At 55.0% G+C, this 19,111-nt stretch carries 16 protein-coding genes; 5 read left to right on the top strand and 11 right to left on the bottom strand.

All coding sequences use genetic code 11. The annotated features are described in order from the left end of the window. Nucleotides 1–38: 38 nt before the first annotated feature. The 6 genes from H8K03_13925 to H8K03_13900 form a co-directional block, all read right to left on the bottom strand. The gene (locus H8K03_13925; GenBank protein UVT18906.1) at nucleotides 39–4,022 is read right to left on the bottom strand and encodes a formylglycine-generating enzyme family protein; all 3,984 of its coding nucleotides are present in this window, start codon (nucleotides 4,020–4,022) and stop codon (nucleotides 39–41) included. A gap of 8 nt (nucleotides 4,023–4,030) precedes the next feature. Continuing rightward, nucleotides 4,031–4,918 (bottom strand): MoxR family ATPase, encoded by an 888-nt coding sequence (locus H8K03_13920; GenBank protein ID UVT22484.1) that lies wholly within the window; start codon nucleotides 4,916–4,918, stop codon nucleotides 4,031–4,033. A gap of 155 nt (nucleotides 4,919–5,073) precedes the next feature. Then, nucleotides 5,074–6,318: a hypothetical protein gene (locus H8K03_13915; protein ID UVT18905.1), complete on the bottom strand. Its 1,245-nt coding sequence runs from the start codon at nucleotides 6,316–6,318 to the stop codon at nucleotides 5,074–5,076. Nucleotides 6,319–6,710: 392 nt separating this feature from the next. Next, a complete protein-coding gene (locus H8K03_13910) occupies nucleotides 6,711–8,561 on the bottom strand; it encodes a RiPP maturation radical SAM protein 1 (protein UVT18904.1) in 1,851 nt (616 codons plus the stop codon). Between the two features lie 39 nt (nucleotides 8,562–8,600). After that, the gene (locus H8K03_13905; protein ID UVT18903.1) at nucleotides 8,601–8,951 is read right to left on the bottom strand and encodes a 4a-hydroxytetrahydrobiopterin dehydratase; all 351 of its coding nucleotides are present in this window, start codon (nucleotides 8,949–8,951) and stop codon (nucleotides 8,601–8,603) included. A 72-nt stretch (nucleotides 8,952–9,023) separates the two neighbouring features. Next, the gene (locus tag H8K03_13900) at nucleotides 9,024–10,046 is read right to left on the bottom strand and encodes a ParB N-terminal domain-containing protein (protein UVT18902.1); all 1,023 of its coding nucleotides are present in this window, start codon (nucleotides 10,044–10,046) and stop codon (nucleotides 9,024–9,026) included. Here H8K03_13900 and H8K03_13895 point away from each other — a divergent pair. Next, entirely contained in the window at nucleotides 10,045–10,734 is a 690-nt protein-coding gene (locus H8K03_13895) for a glycerophosphoryl diester phosphodiesterase (GenBank protein ID UVT18901.1), read from the top strand. The genes H8K03_13900 and H8K03_13895 overlap by 2 nt on opposite strands. A gap of 555 nt (nucleotides 10,735–11,289) precedes the next feature. On the opposite strand, the gene H8K03_13890 is transcribed toward H8K03_13895, so the two are convergent. Beyond that, the gene (locus tag H8K03_13890) at nucleotides 11,290–12,108 is read right to left on the bottom strand and encodes a polyphosphate kinase 2 family protein (protein ID UVT18900.1); all 819 of its coding nucleotides are present in this window, start codon (nucleotides 12,106–12,108) and stop codon (nucleotides 11,290–11,292) included. Nucleotides 12,109–12,265: 157 nt separating this feature from the next. Next, entirely contained in the window at nucleotides 12,266–13,246 is a 981-nt protein-coding gene (locus tag H8K03_13885; protein UVT18899.1) for a formylglycine-generating enzyme family protein, read from the bottom strand. A gap of 172 nt (nucleotides 13,247–13,418) precedes the next feature. Here H8K03_13885 and H8K03_13880 point away from each other — a divergent pair, with 172 nt between their 5' ends. After that, nucleotides 13,419–13,868, top strand: a complete 450-nt coding sequence (locus H8K03_13880) for a hypothetical protein (protein UVT18898.1) — start codon at nucleotides 13,419–13,421, stop codon at nucleotides 13,866–13,868. A 9-nt stretch (nucleotides 13,869–13,877) separates the two neighbouring features. Beyond that, nucleotides 13,878–14,720 (top strand): mechanosensitive ion channel family protein, encoded by an 843-nt coding sequence (locus H8K03_13875; protein UVT18897.1) that lies wholly within the window; start codon nucleotides 13,878–13,880, stop codon nucleotides 14,718–14,720. A 76-nt stretch (nucleotides 14,721–14,796) separates the two neighbouring features. Here H8K03_13875 and H8K03_13870 read toward each other — a convergent pair whose 3' ends face one another. After that, entirely contained in the window at nucleotides 14,797–15,849 is a 1,053-nt protein-coding gene (locus H8K03_13870; GenBank protein UVT18896.1) for a c-type cytochrome, read from the bottom strand. Nucleotides 15,850–15,984: 135 nt separating this feature from the next. Beyond that, a complete protein-coding gene (locus tag H8K03_13865; GenBank protein UVT18895.1) occupies nucleotides 15,985–16,497 on the bottom strand; it encodes a DNA starvation/stationary phase protection protein in 513 nt (170 codons plus the stop codon). A 315-nt stretch (nucleotides 16,498–16,812) separates the two neighbouring features. Here H8K03_13865 and H8K03_13860 point away from each other — a divergent pair, with 315 nt between their 5' ends. Both H8K03_13860 and xth read left to right on the top strand, forming a co-directional pair. Continuing rightward, nucleotides 16,813–17,721 carry a LysR family transcriptional regulator gene (locus H8K03_13860; protein ID UVT18894.1) on the top strand — a complete coding sequence of 303 codons (909 nt, stop codon included), beginning with the start codon at nucleotides 16,813–16,815 and terminating at the stop codon, nucleotides 17,719–17,721. 104 nt (nucleotides 17,722–17,825) lie between these two features. Beyond that, complete coding sequence (gene xth / locus H8K03_13855; GenBank protein UVT18893.1) at nucleotides 17,826–18,599, top strand: exodeoxyribonuclease III; 774 nt, start codon at nucleotides 17,826–17,828, stop codon at nucleotides 18,597–18,599. A 73-nt stretch (nucleotides 18,600–18,672) separates the two neighbouring features. Here the strand turns inward: xth and H8K03_13850 are convergent, their stop codons facing one another. Then, entirely contained in the window at nucleotides 18,673–18,828 is a 156-nt protein-coding gene (locus tag H8K03_13850) for a hypothetical protein (GenBank protein ID UVT18892.1), read from the bottom strand. Between the last annotated feature and the right edge of the window lie 283 nt (nucleotides 18,829–19,111).

The following is a 19,111-nucleotide window of genomic DNA, read 5'->3' as shown; positions in this document are numbered from 1 at the left end:
AATATAAGACCCGGAGAAAAGGAAACAGAGGTTAAAGGTTACTTCGGAACGTCCTGGGCACAACGGAACCCGATATTGCTCTTCCGATGCGTAGGTGTGCTCCAGAGGCGGTATGCAGAACGTAGGTAGACCAGTACAGTGGACCAGGCTCCACCGCGGAGCACACGATACTGGCCGTTAGAGGGCCCTGTCGGATTGCGAACTGGGCTCTTGCTGTAATAGTTGGCGTCGTACCAGTCCGCCGTCCACTCCGCGACATTTCCAGTGATGTCATACAGCCCCCAGGGATTTGCCTCATAGGACCCGACGGGTGCGGTGCGCCTCGCACCATCGTCATAGCCGGTAATGATGCCTCCTAGGAAATCTCTAGCGGATTCGTCTGCAAGGTTTTCGACTCGTCGGGCCCCTGGATGTCCTTGCCCCCACCAGTACCCCGTCGTCGTGCCCGCCCGGGTCGCATATTCAAACTGCGCCTCTGTAGGTAGCTGTTTCCCGGCCCACCGACAATAGGCCTGTGCATCATCCCAAGACACAGATACCACAGGATGCTCCGCACGCCCTGAGGCAAAGACTATCTCGCTACCCTCCGGCTGCCTCCACGTTGCCCCATTCACTTCCTTCCACACTTTTCCCTCACTAAAGGACATCGCGCTGCCTTTCTGCTCCGCTGTGGTCTGGTGGCCGGTTTGCTGAACGAACTGTTGGAAAAGTCGGTTGGTCACCTCGTACTGGTCCAGATAAAACTCGTCGATTCGGACTTGGTGCTGAGGGAGTTCGGGCTTGTACAAGCCGTCGCAGGTTTGCTGATCTTTCTTCAGCTCATTGACGCAAGATCGGATCGCCCGATCCACCTCGTCTTCCGTGCTGCCCATCAGAAAGTTCCCTGGTGGAATGAGCACCATCGGAGCACCATCTTTACCGGTGATTGTTGAAAGCAGTTTCCCAACCGGCTGCTCCTGTAATGGTTGCTTCATTGCCAGTTGTTGGCTCTGAGACTGTTCGTGAATATTTGGTTCCGGCTGTTGTTGCGCTGACCTGAAGAGTTCCGGTTCACGCACACCGCTTTGCTTGATGTCCATCGACGGTGCCGACTTCTCGGCTGATGTTGTCTCTTTAGACTGTTGGCGCTTCTTTTCATCAGCCGCCTGTAGCGCATCTCCAGCGGCTTTCTTCTTCGCAGCTAATTCAGCCTGCCGCTTGGCCTCCGCTATTTTCGCCTCTTTTACCTTGGCCCTCGCTTCGGCCTCTCTGGCCTTCGCTTCAGCAGATGCTTGTTCATCCGTCTTTCTCGCAACCTCCCGCTGACGCAAGCTCTCAAGCCCATTGACTTTCACTAAGTCGGGAACGTCTGCGTGGGCCACCACCAAGAATGCGTCGAAACCGGCTGGCCAATGCAGACTCGCTACCTGAGCCGCGGGCGCTGGTTCTCGTGCGAGTTCCCGTCCATCCTCATGCGCGGTCACACGGAGCAGCCCTTCCTTCTGATAGGCCAGCTCGAACTCTTTTGTGAGATCAGCCACGCGAAGTTGCCCCATGTTGACCTTGAGCACGCGATCGGCGAAGGCGCCCTCCTCACCCGATTCCAGGAGAACCAACTCCTGACCTTTCTGCCCCCAGCGTTCCACACGCCCGTTTTCACGCTTGAGGAACACTTCATTCGTCTCCGAAAGAAACCCCACATCTGCGATGGGTGACGGCAAGGGTACCGGTGCAGGATCCTCCGACCACCAGAGGCCAGTGGACACCAGGCATGCAGCCATCACGAGGAAAAGCGGTCGAAATCCTAACCAAGGTCGTCCCTTGGGAAACAGGAGTGTAAGCAACGCCTTGGGCACATTGGCGGTGAGAGACTTCCCTTGTTTCCCGGACAGGTATTGCAGCATGACGTAGTCGCGCATGGGGCTCCCCGGCTCAGCAGCTTGCCCCATTTCTTGTATCGCCAATCTGCGACGGAGGTTCTGGAACCACGCCCTGCTCCCTCCACCGGCATCGGCTGATTGTTGTTTCGCGCCCGGCTGCAAGGCGATATGGAGCTGGAGTGTGGTGGTCCGTTCAGGGTTCAGGGCACTGATAATTTCGCCGAGTTCCTGACTGATCCGATCAGCTTCTTGCCCCGTCAACTGATCATAGAGCGCATGACGGAACCAATCAGGCATGAAAGCTTGCCGAAACCAGATGAGTGGCATGAGCTTGGGCAGTAGCGCCTCCGCAGTAGGGCCGTGACCGAACAGACGGACGCCCCACTCCAGCGTCAGAGCCCAGTGAATTTCCGGGTAGGCGGCACAGGCCGCTAACCAACGGATCCCGTCCGGCCCCAATTCTTTCCGGATGTCATTCATCAACCTTGCTATGGTGTCCTGTGAAGGCGGATGCCGCTCCAGCCATCGTTGGGCTGTTCGATCCTCGAGGCTCCCCCGTTCTCGTGAGGCAACTTTGGTAGCCGCTACAGGCGGACTGCCCTGCTCCAAAAGTTGCGAAAATAGCCGCAGACCGAGAAGAGAGAGCGGTATGACCTGAAAGCCGCGCCGGCTCAGAATCCGTTCTGCATGTCCCCATCGACCATACGTGCGGGTGGTAAACAGGAAGCGTTCCTCCCAGGCCTCCAGCGTTTCGACCCATGGTCGGATTTTTCCAGTCAAGGGATCAAAACAGGTCATGGGATCTACGAAGCAGAGCAAGCGACTGGTGGGAAACTTGGCCGTTACCTCCCCTAATTCCATGAACTCTATCATCGCCGCCACGGCCGCCGCGCCCATTCCATGCTTCGGTTCGCCACGGAGTGGATCCACCCTCCGCAGCATGATCGGCTGTTCATCAAATTCATACTGACGAACCAACACATACCCTTTGGCTAAATCCTTCACCAATTGGGCCGCGACATTGGCCTGGTGGTCGGCCACCGTTGCGCGGTCGATCAGGGCCACATAGCCAGGCTCGCGTTTGGAGCCAAATACTGGCGTGAATAAGCCCCCACGATTCATCGTGCGGTGAATCGTGCTACGGACGTCCAGTTCAGTAGACTCCTCAAAGCGCGTTTGGCGGAGACGCTGTGTGACGTGCCTCAACGAAAGCGAGGGGAAAATCCGCTGGGTCCCGGCCTGGATCTGAATCTGTTTGAGTTGCGGAGGAATCAGGCTCGACTGGCGTTTAAGCACGGCTCGGCGGCTGAACCGGTAGAGGAGCCACACCAGCACGACTAACCCAGGTGCCAGCACAGCCAGGGCAGTTGGATAGGAGAGCCTCGCCCACCAGGGAGGAATCGGAGGTCTACGGCTTGGTGTCTTCTCCAGACTTATTGTTGGGGGAGACGGCTGAAGCGCAGTAACCTCAGATACCGGCGGCGGGATAGGCAAGGGTGCTTCCCTGGCAAGTTGTACATCACCGATCGGGAATTGGGTGTCCAGATCTATTGGATACAGGTAGAACAACTTTCGACTCGCTTTGATGGTTTGCCCGGCAAGAGATTGACTCGAGAGATACTGCTTTGTTTTGATATGCAAGTGCAGCGGCATGTCATCATTTTTGAAGGCAACTTTGAATGTGCCTTGTGCATCCGTTGTAACTGTCTGTTCACCCAGTTGCACCGTCGCTTGAGCAACCGGCTGGTTGTCCGCCATGACTCGGCCCACCGCCTCACGTGGGCGAAGATCCTGCCAAAGAAACCACGATGTAAGGGCGGGCAAGACGAGCAAACCAGCCGCCGCAAATTTCAGACGCCAATGTGTGGGGGTTGCACCGGTGTCAGAGGGAGGAGGTAGGCTCTTTGAAATGGTCTGAGGCCGGCCACTTCGAGCCCGCAACCATTCAAGGTAAATCTTCTCAAACCGTTCTTGCTCTTCGGGAGTGGAACAGAAGATCGGACGGAGGAGAGTTGTAAGCCGCACCAGGGATCCAAGGGCTACCGCCCTCTGTGATTCCTCGCGGACCGTCTCTTGCGCGGCCAGGACTTGATAGAGCGAGGGTCTATAGCCTTCTCGTCTAAGATGGTCTGCAAGGTCACCTATCTCCTCTGGATGCAACATCTGGTGCGTCAGGAAGGCTTGGCAGATCTTTCCTGCACCCAGGTCATTAACATATTCCTATCTTCCTGGGTTTTCGCGAGTGTGCTGATACTCTTTTTCAAAGACTCTGGAGCATCGGTTACCTTCCTGTTCTTTTCAACGCCATAGTGTTCAAGCGCCTGCAGCCAATTGAGCAGTTCCGCCGTCGACGGAGGCTTCCTCAAATCCAATTCGCGTACTTCATGAAAAAAGTCCAATGCCGAATCCAGCAGTAGAGAATTCTCTTGCGACGGACTGATGCCCGAGAGTCGGCTTCGGACAATTTCAGCCAGCCTTGTCCGATCCGGCAAGGGAATGTGATAGTAAATGCACCGGCGCAGGAAGGCATCCGGCAGATTCTGCTCCGAATTGCTGGTGAGCACGAGCACGGGCCGAAGCTCCGGATCCGCTTCGACCTCCGCATTCAGCTCCGGAATGTGGAACCGCAGGGCATCGATCTCCAACAACAGATCGTTGGGGAAATCCCGCGAGGCTTTGTCAATCTCATCGATCAAGACCACGCTGCGTTTTGGTCCTGTGTGCCTAAAGTTCCGTGGGAGAATCCCCTGCACGTCTCTTGGTTCGCGAGACAAGACAATGGCTTTCCCCAATCCTACGTAGGTCAGGTAATCCAAATTATTCTGGCTGCCCGAATTCGTATTGGCGGCATGAAAGCGGCTCAGTGTGTCATAGCGATAGAGCACATCTTTCGCGGTGCTCCCTGATTTCGTATCAAAGCGTAGAGGCTCTCCAAAACCCAACTCCCACGCCACGCGGTAGGCCAATTGGGTTTTGCCTGTGCCGGGCTCGCCGGTCAGCAACAACGGCTGGCTTAGGAGCAACGCCACATTGACCGCATCCACCAACGGCTGATCCATGAGATAGCCGACAGGATCCAGTTGCTTGGCTTTGGACGGCTGTGGCAAATTCACCGGCTGGGCCGGCGGCTGTGAGGCTATTCCTGTGATAAACGGAAATGGCACGATATCTCCTCCTTGGAAAAGTTTTCCATTTGATGGCAAACCGACTGGATTTACCCCCTACGTTTTCCCAATAGGTCCGCTAACTTCGGATAGAGGTCGTCCATCGGCAGACTGTCGCGACCTTGAAATATCGCCTCAATTTCTCTCTCCCCTACCCTGAGGGCCGAGGACTTCACAAGCTCATGCTCCAACCATCGCCGCACATCAGCCACTTTCGGAGAAGTCAAGCGAGGCAAAACCTTGACCAGGAGCTTCGAACCATCCCGATATCGTTCTTCTAAATCCTGGATACTCCTCTCAAACAGATCGGCCGATCTGTTTGAGCCCCCTCTGCCCCACAGCCGACTCAACCAACCTTGTTTCTCATCCTCCTCCAGAGACACCACAACACCCACCAAGACACTTTCCCTGGTATCGGGAAAGGCGGCCAGATAGCTCGCGATGAGTTGCAGAGGCTTTTGAGGATTCCCCTCGCATTCAGAAGCCAGCAGCTGTATTTCGATCAAGAGCGCCTTTATCCGTGCTTGTTTGATATGGGCCACGATAACTCCGTCGTCTCCCGTCTCCTGCCCACGCAGCAGCCCCAGGATTTCCATCTGGAGATGAGCAGGAGTGGTCATCGCGCAGGGAGACTTCCGGAATCGGATGATTTTTTTCTCGCCCCGAATGCTGGCCTTAGCCAAATATTCACCCAAGGAACACAACTTGACCCTTTCTAGATAGAGCCCATGTTTTTCTTGAACTGGTCCGGGCAAAATCAGCAATAACGGTCGTGTGGAGCGCACTTGGAAATAGGAGACAACCTGCGTCTCCAATTGAATTTCCTGAAGGTCTCGATCACACAAAATCGGCAGGCTGTCTTTCAGATCGATTTGGTTTTCATCCCAATTCTCATGACCTACTAACCGATCTCTCCAGGCCCAGAGGTCGCGCTTGATTTGTGCAACCAGATCATCTGTGGATTGAAAATAGTACAGAGTCGGTACGTCCGAAACTCCGCTGAGGCCTTTCAAAAACTCCTTTAGCTCTTCGCTGCGTTCGTCATCACTCATCTGTTGAACATACAAATGACAGGCAACCCGCTGTGCCCGAGCCATTTCGTATTCTTCCTTCGTATACGTTCCGCATGCTTTTCCAAACACCCCAATGTACACACTGGCTCCCCGCACCGCCGCCCGAAAGATTTCCTCCGGTGCTTGATCGGATGCACCCTCCCTTTCAAACACAAAATTGGGAATCTCAAGGGAATCCAGCTCTTGTTTTACAGCGGTTCTATGGGCACGAAATTCGCCCATGCTGGAACTCAAGAATACCCTCAGGTTTCTTTTCTCAAACGACATGGAAGGCCGTGTCCTGTTCAAGAACTACACATCTGATTCCAGACGACAACCTCTGCGACGCATTTTTGATTCCTTCAATTGGTCACCTATAGAGTGAAACTAGGAATAATGGTCGACGTAGCAGCGCAGGCACACAGTGTGATGTGAGGAGTACACCTAGAACGGTCGGATTAACCGTCATGGCCACCTCTCTCGACAGATCCGAGCGGCTCTTACGTAAAGACCCGGTTTGATGGGCGGGAGTGTAGCGTGGGGACTAGAAACTGTCTAGTGCCAGGAACAATAGCAATCCGATCTTATTCAGCGGCTTTTCATATCGAAGGCAAATCCCATGGAGGCAACTGTCTTTACAGATAGGGATTCTCCGGAATCGCCAGAGTGAAGTACTTGCGGCGCTCTTCGTACAAGACGCGATGTGCCTTGAGATCGTCGAGGATTGGGGAGAGGATCGCGTCACTGCAATCGGTTCGGCCGGTCACGGCCGCGCGAATCTGCTCCACGCTTTTTGCCGATTCGTTGCAGATCTCGATCACCGACGCCGCCAAGCCTTCATATCTTCGGCGAACCGGTGCCTTTGGATCCCTGCCGTCATAGACCGTCACATAGTTTGGCGCCTTTGAGTAGTACAGAAACGGGCGATCTCCCGACCGATGCATTCGCTGCCAGCCTTCGATCGCTGCAACGAGCTCTTGATACACGTGAGGATCCACCGGCCAGTTGTCGAGTGCGTACTCGAAATCATAGGCGATCTTCTTCAGGTCGATCTGCCCTGCGTCATAGACGTACTCGTATGCCAGTCCAGGTCCGGTAATGCGGACTCCATATTCGTGTGGTCGGGTGAAATAGGGACTGAAGCGCTGTAACCAGAACTTTCCCGTCGCCTCCGGGGGCTGGAGGTGGAGCAGCGAAGGAATCAGGTTGAGCTGGCATTGATAATCCTCGTTGGTCTCCCCTGGAAAACCCAGCAGGATATTCCAGAGCACCGTCACGCGATAGTAGAGACTCCATTTGAGGCAGATGATGTTCTGCATCGGCGTGGCGCCCTTGTCCATGGCATGCAGCTGAGCGAGACTCAGACTTTCCAATCCGGGCTGCATACATTTCACGCCACCGGCCGCCAAGGTCTTGATCTGGCGCTTCTGCAAATTACTCTTGGTTTCGATAAATACATCCAGGTCGCAATGGTCCGCCGCCAGTCTTCCAAAAAGATCTTCGATATACGCCATGTCGATGATGTTATCGACCATACGAAACCGGACCGCATCGTACCGATGCGAGAGATAAGCGATTTCTTGCATGACCTGCTGTGGCGCTTTCGCCCGAAACTTCATGCTCTGCGCATTGAGCCCACAGAATGTGCAGTGATGTTTCTCACCCCACCAACAGCCGCGCGAGCCTTCATACAGAAGAATGCGGTCCAACCCTTGCGCTGTTTGGCCTAGTTCCGCGAGCAGGTGATAATAGTCGTCATAATCGGGTGGTCCGGTCTTCGAAAAGTCGGAGAAGAGCTCCGTATTCTCCGTGAACCCAATCTGCTCCCCTTGCCGATAGGCCACGCCATTCAGACAGCCTCCTGTCTTGCCGGCCAGAATCTGACGTACCAACGGAAGGAAGCTTTCTTCACCCTCACCGACTACGACATGATCGATAAAGGGAAACGCCCTGAAGTACTCATGGCCCATCTCGCCGTCGAAGTTCGCTCCGCCAAAGACGATCGTGACATGCGGATAGAGATCCTTGATCAACTTGGCCATTGTCAGACTCGCCACGTTCTGGTCGAACGTCGAGGTAAATCCGACCACCTTGTACTGCCCCCAATCGATGGAGCGAAGCGCCCAGGTCAGAAACTGCGGGGCAATGCGTGTCGCCATCTCCTCGAAATATCCGATCGGTTTCCCACTCTCTTGAGACACCTGTTCGAACACCGGCTTAAACACCTGCGGATACTCCGCACGTTTGGGGTTGGCTCGAAACAAGAGGTATGAAAACAGCCATTCACCGAAGAGCGCCCGTTTTTCACAAATCGCCTCGTGCAAATCCATCCCGATCAGGTGGGCGAACCGTACGTTCAAATGATGACAATCGACGGGAATCCCGTTGGATTTCAAGAGCGTAGAAAGCGTGCCGAGTTGAATCGACGGATACTTGGCGTAGCTGAACGGCATATTGACGAGCGCGACTTGAGTTCCGCCACTCATCGGATGCCCCGTAAGTTCATGGCAAACACTAGATTGGAATTAACTAGCGGCGGCCCTAAAGGGTTCGAATTCCCGGTCGGCCTTGGCCGCCAGATAGAAGTCGCTCTCAGTCAGGCCGTTGATCTTATGTGTCCAGATCTCAACCTTGGTTTTCCCCCAGGCCAGATAGAGATCGGGATGATGGCCTTCAGCCTCTGCGATCGCGCTCACCTTGTTGACAAACGCCAATGCTTGAGCAAAGTCTTTGAACGTGTACAACCGTTCAAGATGCCCCTGGCCATTGAGCGACCAGCCTCGACCCAGTTCCTTCAATAACGCCTGAATCCGATCGTTCGGCAACGGTGGCACATCGCCACGACAGGGAACACACTTGTTGTCGGCAAGACCCATAACCACCTCCTCAGGAACATGACGAAGAAACTATTGTAAAGGGGCCATCGGCATGGAAACAAGACTGAGTGATCACTCTATCTCGTCCGGACTTCCTCCAGACTTTGCCAGATCGTCCACCTTGATCTTGTCTGGATTGAACTTCTCCGCAGCCTGCATCATCCGATCAAGCGCGTCCTCGAATGACAGGGCCGGGGCCTCTTTGGGCCTGAACCGAATCGGATTCACGCGGGCGACCACGAAGCTCTTGAGATAGGGACTGGTCAGTCCTTTGGTCTTGAGGGCTTCAACTTGTTTGACGATCACATCATCCAGGGCGAGAAGTGACCCTGCACGCCGTTTACGAACGTCCAACGCTGTACGCAACGGTTTCTGCAGAAATGCGTCGACTCGTTTCAAAACCGGATGATAAGCCCCACCGCTGAACCGAGGCCGTTCTTTATAGCAGAGTCCCAGCGTGATCAGCGCCGGCTCTTCAAACTCCAGGGCATAGCTGTCTTCGGTCGCCTGATCGAGGTGAGCCAGTTCCTCGTACATGCGGATGACTTCCAACGCTTTTTCACGGAGGTTATGCGCCTTCTCCGTATTCAAGGCGAGAATCTGGTAGGCCGCCGATGGTTCCAGGACGACGATGGCGACGATACTCCTGGCTCCGAGCGTCCGCATGGCCGAAAGACGATGGTGTCCATTCGGCGTCCAGTACTTTGCTGCCTGATCGGGCTTCGATATGCGCACGGCAATGATAGGATCAAGAAATTGCCCGATCTTGCCGATCGCCGCTTCCAATTTTTTGACGTGGGAGTCGGAGAGATTCCGTTGATACGGTGTCGGGGCAACGAGCTCGATCGGTAGGGCTGCCAGAACCACCCAGCGCCCTCCGTACGGTTCGCGGTAGATTGAGAGGACTCGTCCTTCATCCTTCTCAATTTCTTGATGCAGCTCCGCCACTGCGACAGGCGGTGCAGCCGCTTGTAATTCTTGAGCGGCCAGTCCGGTAGAAACTCCGGCCGGCTTCCGGCGACGTTTCGTACCCTTGGCCAACGATGCTTTTTTGGATTTCTTTTCTCCCACGCCGATATGGTAGGACAGTGGCATGCCAAAAGGAAGCCCCAACCGAAGGATCCTCCGCATCGGCCATCGCGGTGCCTGCGGTCACACGCCTGAAAATACGTTAGCCTCCATCAAACGGGCGATTACGCTACGATGTTCACTCACCGAAGTGGACATCAGACGAACTGCCGATGACGAATTGGTCCTCCTGCATGATGAGCGGATGAACCGCGCAACGAACGGTCGCGGACTCGTCTCTGAGATCACACTGGAAGAAATACGGAAGCTGGATGCCGGCGGCGGTCAGACGGTTCCGACATTGGAGGAGGCTCTCAGGGCTGCGAGCGGACGAATCGGACTGGTTCTGGAACTAAAGACAGAAGGTCTGGCTTACGATGTCTGCGCAATCGTCCGTGCCAGCGGCTTCACGAAGCCTGTGATTTACGCATCTTTTGTGCACGAGGAACTTCAACACATTCGAAGGATCGATCCTGAGGCCAAGACATTGGTGCTCTTTAAGCGACTGCCTAAGGATCCCGGTTCCGCCGCCGCCAGGCTGCAAGCGACTCATGTGGGCTTGCGCGTCGATACGGTGACGAAATCCCTCGTGTCTGCTTTACACAACACACGCCTGATCGTGTTCGCCTACACGGTCAATACACCTGCCGAGATCAAGAAGATGAAGGCACTCGGCGTAGATGGCCTTATCTCAGATTTCCCCGATCGCATCTGATTGGGAACACTAAAGAAGGAAAGGATTCAGAAACAGCGCGGGCGGCCCTGCACTATGGTGGGAGGCCGCCCGCGATTTGGCGCTTGGGACGCCTGAATTCTGATTTTGAATGTCGCGGCCCGAAAGACCCGCACGATACTCGTGATGCAAGGTATCCAGTCGGGGGAGACCTCGTCAATCCCAGGCTCTTGTGTTCCTCTTGCTCTCCGGATATCCCCGCTTGAGACGGCTACCGCCCGATGAGGGCTGAAAGTGCCTCTATGGCACAGCCGACGGAGAATCGGTTAGCATGACCGACGAGAAACCCGCCCTCGCATCGGCGGGCCTAATGGGCCAGGTGGCGTCGTGTCGTCCATATCCACCCTCCTCTCGCGATGAAGTCACCGAGAGACCTGGATGATAGCCGCGCGGTCTACCCGATCTCTCGAACTTCGATTGATAGATGGGCCGCAGGCTCCTTCCCTACGCTCATTAAGAAACCTTGTCAAGAGGCGTGGCGAAGTCGTTATTTCGGCTCTTTTACCTAATGTGCCCTGATTTGCTCCAGACAGCCGGCTACACGATCTTCAGCTTGCTGAAATCAACACCTTCGGGGGCAGGCGGCGTCTTGAGTTTCATGTTTTCCAACACATCCACAACACGATCCGCAACGACGAGATTGCGGTACCACTTCCTGTTGGCCGGCACGATATACCAGGGAGCGCACTCGGTGCTCGTCGCCGCGATGACATCCTCAAACGCTTCCAGATAGTCATCCCACAACTTGCGTTCCTCAAGGTCGCCGGAACTCCACTTCCAACGCTTTTCCGGATCGGCGATACGGACTTCCAATCGCTCCTTCTGCTCCTCCTTTGAGATATGAAGAAAGAACTTGAGAACGGCCGTCCCGTTTTCGGTCAAGAGCTCCTCAAATTCCTTGATTTGATCGAAACGGCGCTTGGCAACTTTATCGGATACCCATCCATGGACGCGGGTAATCAGCACATCTTCATAGTGCGACCGGTTGAAGATGCCGATCTGTCCGTGGCGAGGAACTTCACGGTGAACCCGCCACAGAAAGTCGTGAGCCAATTCATCGTTGGACGGGGCCTTAAAGGCCACCACTTTGCAGCCTTGCGGGTTCACGCCGGACATTACGTTTTTGATCGTTCCGTCTTTTCCGCTCGTATCCATCCCTTGCAGCACGATGAGAAGCGATCGCGTCGCATTGGCATATAGACGCTCCTGAAGTCCATCGAGACTGGCAATGAGCTTGCCCAATTCAACTTTTGCCTTTTCCTTACCTTGTTCGCTCTTCTTGTACTCGCCGGTATCGTCCGGATCGTACTGCTTCAGTGAGAGAGGGGTTCCGGGTTTCACACGATATCGTTTCACTGGTTGCCTCCTGCGTGGCGCAGAAATGACTTCCTTGCTCGATGCTCGAAAGCCTTCTAAGAGGTCTCACATATTGTTGCGGAATCAGACGAAACACGCGTCGATATCAGCCGCCGGGCGACGCGAGACGAAGTTGGAAAACCTTATCGGCATCCTGTTATGGCTGCTTCGGAACGTCTTGAGCGCAGCGGAACCCAACGTTCGGATCCTGTTCGTTCGGATCGCCCTTCGTGCGAAACGAAGACCGCAGCCGATACGGAGTGTTGATATATGATCCCCCTCTCTGTACCTTCGCGGTCCCCTCGCTGGGTCCCCTCGGATTGATCGCAGGGCTATTGATAAAGTGGGCGTAAAAGTCGTCGCCATACCAATCCATGACCCATTCATAGAGATTGCCGGCCAGATCTTGCACGCCGTACGGGCTTTGCCCCTTTTGATGATCGCCGATGATCGACACGTTCTCCGCACCACCTTCCTTCAATCCATAGGTCGCATGCACCGAGGTCGGTGGATCATTACCCCACGGGTACACCCGTTCGTCAGTCCCACGTGCGGCCTTTTCCCATTCTGCCTCCGTAGGAAGGCGCTTGCCGATCCAGAGGCAGTACCCCATGGCATCCATCCAGTTCACCCACCGAACCGGACGATCGGCATGGATGACAGGCGTCTCTTTGTCCGCAAATCCCCATGGGGGTTCACTCTGGATGGCATCGACATACTTGGCAAATCGTCCGTTCGTCACCTCAAATTTATCGATGTAAAATGCGCTGAGGTGGACGCGATGCGTTGGAGCTTCATCTTCATCACCCTTATCGCTCCCCATCACAAACTCACCAGCCGGAATCAGCACCATTGGCGCACCATCTTTTCCAATCATCTCGTGAGAAGGCGAGACGAGCAGGGCGAGCTGGTGCACGGTTCCACCGTTCGTCGCGGGCTTGATCTTGTCTCCGACCTTGATCTCTCCGTTGGAACCAGGCTGCTTGGTGGGAACGGAAAGAGTGTCAGGTCTCGGTAAAGTCGTCGAAGGCGATTCAGGTTTGGTCGTCCGGCTTTCGGGCGCGGCTGTTACGCCACACGGCAGAGACAGAGTGAGAAAACCTATGAAGAACACGGCAAGAATTCGTCGGATACCCATACCTTTGCCCCGTGAGGTAAGGTACCGAAAACCGATGGCTAAATCCAGTCCACCTCGAGCGGCTCCCTCCCTGCCCGAACGGTGAGAACGCGTCGAACGTAAGGAGGATGATTGCGCATAAGGTCTCATGGAGTTGCACTTACAAGTCGTCCGGTGTAGCGTAGGCATCAGAATGTCGGCTTCGATTTCGTCCGCGATCAATAACGGGCTCTCCACTATAGCGCGTGTCCTGCTTGTCGTCCTGGTGATCGGCCTCTCTGGATGTGGAGGCCCGTGGCGAGACACCTATCTCAAAAAAGGGGTCGGACGGCTGACACAGGAGGACGTGCGTGACCGACTAGGCCCCCCACACACAGCCAAGACCCCAGCCCTCGGCGGAGATAGCCTCTGGACCTATCGGTTCGCGCTCAGCGAGCAGGAACTCACCACCTGGAATCCCACGTTTATCGCGGATGCTTCCAATTCGGTCACGAGCATGATGGGCAAAGGAGGAGCAGACACCGCCAAACCGACACTGTATTGCTATCGGTACATGTTGACGTTTTCCGAAGAGAAGGTCCTCAAGCAATGGAAGCGCGAGGAATGTGTGCCGGGTACCCGCGAAACGCTGACCACGAAGTAAAGGACGACTGTGACCCAAAGCGAGTGGATTTCGATCGACAGCTCGTTTGCGCTGGATGGATTGAAGTCGCTGATCCTCTTGCTGTTCCTGGTCATCGTCAGAACGTTGGCCGTACGATGGATCGCCAACAACCCGACGCTCACCATGGAGTCCAAGCGGCGCTGGGTCGTGACGACCCGAAATTCGGTCGTGTTCGCATTTCTCATCGGCCTGGTGATTATCTGGGCGCACGAACTCCAAGCGTTCGCCGTCTCCATCATCGCCTTGGCGGCCGCGTTAGTGTTGGCGACGAAGGAGTTGATCCTCTGCTGGAGCGGGGCGGCGCTTCGAGTCGGCGGTAAGGTCTATGGTGTCGGTGATCGGATCCAAATCGCCGGTCACCGCGGAGTGGTCCTCGACCACGACGTATTCGCGACGAAGTTATTGGAGATCGGCCCCGGGCAATCGGCTCATTTGTATACCGGTCGCGTGACCGTTTTCCCCAACAGCCTGCTGTTTACCAATCCCTTGATCAAAGAGAACCCACAACAGGAGTATGGCCTCTATACGCTGACGGTTCCGATCAAGAGCGACGGCGACTGGCAACGGGCGGAACGAACCCTGCTGGAAGCGGCCAAACACGAATGCGCACCGTTCATGGATGAAGCGGTGCGGCAGATGAAATTGCTGGAACAGACCAATCTGTTGGAAGCCCCCTCGCCTGAACCACGCATCACGATTCAATTGCCGGAATTCGGCAAGATCCATCTCGTGCTTCGATTCCCGGCTCCGGATCGAGGACGATCGCGTATCGAACAAGCGATTCTACATCGGTACCTCTCTCAATCCTTCACGCCATCTTTGCCTGGCTGAGAAATGAAAGAGGGACTTCCTCGACCGATCGTCGATGGAAGTCCCTCTCTATGACTCGCCCGCTACGAATGTCCGATCACTTCGGAAATGATTTCGGCGCAGAGACGTGTTGCCAGCCTTCGCCGTTGAGCGTCTGGAGAAACTCCAGCAGATCATGCTTTTCTTGATCTGTCAGCTCTAGCGGAATGATGAGGTTGTCCTGATGGGGATTCTTGACACCACCCTTGTTGTAGAAATCGACGACTTCTTTAAGCGTCTTGAAGCGGCCGTCGTGCATGTACGGAGCGCTTCGAGCGATCTCACGCAAGGTCGGGGTTTTAAATGCGCCGAGTTCCTCAGGATTCTGAGTGACCATGTAACGGCCAAGATCTACTGTATTGTCGTCCCATCCGATGCCGAGGTTGTGAAATTTTTCGTCGGTGAAATTGAACCCGGAGTGGCACTTTGTACAACGTGCCTTTTCACGGAACAGGATGAGGCCTCTCTGAGCGGCTTCTGGGATGGCCCCTGTTTCTCCTCCCTGATCGAACCGGTCCGCCGGACTATTCCCGGACAGTACGGTACGCTGGAAACTGGCAATGGCCATGCCCACTCTCTCCGTCGTGATGGTGTCATCGCCGAAGACTTGCTTGAAGAGTTTCCGATAGCCTGGGATTTTCATCATCTTCGCGTTCATCACATCGTAGTTGGCAAAGCCGTGCTCGATCGGATTCGTAAACGGACCGACCGATTGAGCTTCCAATGTCGCGGCCCGGCCGTCCCAAAATTGTGCGCTGCTGAACACCCGGTTGAAGGACGCTGGTGCACTACGACCACCCTTCTGGCCTCGGATGCCGGTAGAGACGCGCTTGCCATCCGTGAACGCGAATTTCGCCATATGACAATTCGCACAGGCGATGGTGTTGTCCTGCGACAACCGTTTGTCAAAAAACAGCAACCGGCCTAGCTCGACCTTCTCTTTCGTCAAAGGATTCTCCGTCGGAATAACCACAGCAGTCTCTTCGAGACCGTAAGGAATCTTGAGCGTGTACTCCTCGGCTTGTGCTTCGCCGAAAGAGAATCCCAACAGCAGTCCCAACACCATACACGCACGCACAGCTATCGAATTCGTCAGCTTCCGCCTCTTCATCTTTATCTCCTCCCTTCTACATGTCATATCATGTGATTCTTGACTATCTCTGTGAACTCGCCGCTTCATCGTTCACCACCTCTGGATCCTTCTCAAGCGGATCGCCCGTATGTGGGGACCGCGATCGCCCTCAGGTCACTCCAGCAGGCTTCGGAGCATCCAAGCCGTTTTCTCATGCACCTGCATGCGCTGAGTCAGCAGATCAATCGTCACCTGATCCGATGCCTTTTCAGCCGTGACAAAGACGTTCCGCAACGTTCGCACCAACGCTTCCTGCCCTTCGACCAGCTGACGAATCATGTCTTCAGCCTTGGGAACAGCGGTCGCTTCGGAGATGGAGGACAGCTTCGAGAATTGCGCGTAGCTTCCCGGAGCCGGATGTCCGAGCGCCCTGATGCGCTCAGCAACCAGATCCACTGCCAGCGCCAGTTCGTTGTACTGTTGTTCGAACATCAGATGCAGCGTCTGGAACATCGGGCCCGTCACATTCCAATGAAAGTTATGCGTTTTGAGGTACAGCGTATAGGTATCCGCCAGCACTTTCGCCAGCCCTTGAGCGATGGCTTTCCGCTGTGTCGGTTCGATCCCGAGATCGATCTGGGGGCCATTCCCGGCAATTCTCTTGGCGACGTTTTCTGATTTCTTCATGGTGTCCTTCCCCCCGGCCTGGCCAAATTCGGTGGGTGCCGGCCGATCATTGGGAGGTTGTCATATCATGACTCGTGCCATCGACTCAATGCGCAGCTGAGCGCGGGCCGGTTGCGAAACTGTCACTCAGGCCGTGACAGCCATGAATCCGACGATCATCACAACCCATTCTTTTGCAGGACGCCCTCCCTGGTTTGAAACCGGAAGCAGGTTCATTCTTGCTTGCCTGGGTACAACGTATCCGACCCTTGGCCATAAGTCCAATTGATATTCTATAAATGGAAGATTAAATTAATTTATATAGAATGGGCTGAGATGACCCTGACGGAATTACAGTACATCGTTGCCGTGGCTCAGGAGCGCCATTTCGGGCGTGCCGCCGAGCGTGTGTCCGTGACTCAACCGGCTCTGAGCCTCGCGATCAAGAAGCTGGAGGAAGAGTTAGGCACGACGATTTTCGAGCGGCGCCGGGACCGCATTCAACTGACATCGCTCGGAGAGCAAATCGTCCATCAGGCTCAGCGAGTCCTGGAAGAAGTGGAGCGAATCAACATTCTGGCGGCGCAAGGCAAAGATCAATTGAATGGGCTGTTGCGGTTCGGCGTCATTGCGACCGTCGGGCCTTATATTCTTCCGGATCTGGTTCCGTTGCTGAACGCTCGCGCCCCGAAAATGCCGCTGGAACTGGAAGAAAACCTTACACAGAACTTGGCCGGCATGCTGAAAAGTGGAAGGCTGGATGTGATTATGATCGCCTTGCCTTTTGACGAGCCGGCGATTCTCACGACCGCCTTGTACGATGAACCGTTCAAGGTGTTGGTTCCAGTCGGACACCCGTGGCAGAAGAAGAAACTCCTTGATTCCCGCCAGCTGAGTTCCGAGAAGGTCCTCCTTCCTCATGCAGGACATTGTTTCCGGCAACAAGTTCTCGAGGCATGTCCGGAACTCAGTCGATCCGATACCGAGGGGTGGCAGGGGAATTCTCTCGAAACCATCCGGCAGATGGTAGCCTCAGGGCTGGGCATCACCGTACTGCCCTGCAGCGCCTTGACACCAAAGTACGAGAACAAACGCTTGCTGGCAATCAAGCTGGCTGACCCAGTCCCCGGTCGTCGAATCGGACTTGCATGGCGACGCGGCTTCACGAGGCCCGAAGTCATCCAGGTCATTCGGGACGCCGTTCATGAGCTCAAGGTGCCGGGGCTCCGCATGATCGCAGGCTGACCCAAAACCACCCGCCATGAATCTCGAAGCGCCTCTTTCCGCACGCTTGTTGCCTCCCAGGGCTTTTGCTAGGATGCGTTGCTTCACTTTGGAGCACGCGTGAGATGAAAATCGCGACATTCAACGTCAATTCATTGCGCAAACGTTTGCCGATCGTGCTTGAGTGGCTCGATCGGCATAAACCGGATGTCCTATGCCTTCAAGAAACCAAAGTCCAGGACAGCGAGTTTCCATTGCTCGCCTTGGCGCCCAGCGGATATGAGACGATCTTTCGGGGGATGAAGGCGTATAACGGTGTGGCGGTCCTGAGCAGAAAAAAACCGGACGCTGTCTCGTATGGATTCGACGATGGAGGAGACTTGGATGAGGCTCGCTTGCTGAGCGTCATCGTCGATGGAATTCCCATCGTCAACACCTACGTGCCGCAAGGGTTCGAAATCGATTCGCCGAAGTATGCCTACAAATTAGCCTGGTACGAACGACTACGGAACTACTTCGACAAACATCTGTCGCCGCAGGCTCCGGCTATTTGGTGTGGGGATATGAATGTGGCTCCACGGCCTATGGACGTTCACAGTCCGGAGAAGCATCTGAAACATGTCTGCTACCATGAGGCCGCCCGCAAAGCCTATGAACAAACGGTGGCATGGGGATTCCAGGATGTCTTTGTGAAGCTCCACCCGACTCGTCAACAATATACGTTTTGGGACTACCGTGCGCCGAGTTCGCTGGCAGCCAACAAGGGATGGCGCATCGATCATATCATGGCGACGGCACCACTCGCGGAAAAGTGCGTCAAGGCGGATGTGGACGTCGAGCCGCGGCGAGCGAAAGAGTCTTCAGACCATACCTTTGTGTGGGCAGAATTTTCGGTCTGACTGCGTACGCGACGCCCACTCCAACCAAGCGGATGCATGCAGCTGTGTGCATCGTGCCAAAGAGGAGCTTTTTCTAGGCTGCCTTCGCTCGCACGTGGTTGCTGCGATTCTGTTCAATCAATGGGTCGATGATCAGACCGCAATTAAGACAACGCAGAATGATCGTGCTCGACGACACCGCCGGTTGCCGCTCTTGGATCATCAGGCCTTTGCATTTTTGACACGTCATTGGCATCCCTCCTTGCCGTTATGAATCTCGAGGGTGTTGTAGCATCCAAAGATTAACGTTGTGTTAACAGCTAGTTAGAATACGCTAATATCGGCGCTCTTCCTCCAGTCTGTTTTTACTCAGGGCATGATTGCCGCAATGTTTCTCAATCAATGGGTCGAGGAGCAATCCGCAATTGAGACACCGCAGGATGATTGTATTGGACGATCCCGATGGTCGCTCTTGAACCATGAATCCTTTGCATTTTCGACAGGTCATTCGTGTCCCCTCTTATTGATATTCA

This window comes from Nitrospira sp. (assembly GCA_024760545.1).
In the GTDB taxonomy this organism is placed as follows: Bacteria; Nitrospirota; Nitrospiria; order Nitrospirales; family Nitrospiraceae; genus Nitrospira_D.
Note: the sequence above shows the minus strand (reverse complement) of the source record. Positions and strands in the feature narration are given on the sequence as shown.

Bases quoted from the DNA above. Each gene is read 5' to 3' on its own strand.
- H8K03_13925 (UVT18906.1), bottom strand. From the start codon at position 4,022: ATGTTGCATCCAGAGGAGATAGGTGACCTTGCAGACCATCTTAGACGA.
- H8K03_13920 (UVT22484.1), bottom strand. From the start codon at position 4,918: ATGGATCAGCCGTTGGTGGATGCGGTCAATGTGGCGTTGCTCCTAAGC.
- H8K03_13915 (UVT18905.1), bottom strand. From the start codon at position 6,318: ATGGGCGAATTTCGTGCCCATAGAACCGCTGTAAAACAAGAGCTGGAT.
- H8K03_13910 (UVT18904.1), bottom strand. From the start codon at position 8,561: ATGAGTGGCGGAACTCAAGTCGCGCTCGTCAATATGCCGTTCAGCTAC.
- H8K03_13905 (UVT18903.1), bottom strand. From the start codon at position 8,951: ATGGGTCTTGCCGACAACAAGTGTGTTCCCTGTCGTGGCGATGTGCCA.
- H8K03_13895 (UVT18901.1), top strand. From the start codon at position 10,045: ATGCCAAAAGGAAGCCCCAACCGAAGGATCCTCCGCATCGGCCATCGC.
- H8K03_13900 (UVT18902.1), bottom strand. From the start codon at position 10,046: ATGCCACTGTCCTACCATATCGGCGTGGGAGAAAAGAAATCCAAAAAA.
- H8K03_13885 (UVT18899.1), bottom strand. From the start codon at position 13,246: ATGGGTATCCGACGAATTCTTGCCGTGTTCTTCATAGGTTTTCTCACT.
- H8K03_13880 (UVT18898.1), top strand. From the start codon at position 13,419: ATGTCGGCTTCGATTTCGTCCGCGATCAATAACGGGCTCTCCACTATA.
- H8K03_13870 (UVT18896.1), bottom strand. From the start codon at position 15,849: ATGAAGAGGCGGAAGCTGACGAATTCGATAGCTGTGCGTGCGTGTATG.
- H8K03_13865 (UVT18895.1), bottom strand. From the start codon at position 16,497: ATGAAGAAATCAGAAAACGTCGCCAAGAGAATTGCCGGGAATGGCCCC.
- H8K03_13860 (UVT18894.1), top strand. From the start codon at position 16,813: ATGACCCTGACGGAATTACAGTACATCGTTGCCGTGGCTCAGGAGCGC.
- xth (UVT18893.1), top strand. From the start codon at position 17,826: ATGAAAATCGCGACATTCAACGTCAATTCATTGCGCAAACGTTTGCCG.
- H8K03_13850 (UVT18892.1), bottom strand. From the start codon at position 18,828: ATGACGTGTCAAAAATGCAAAGGCCTGATGATCCAAGAGCGGCAACCG.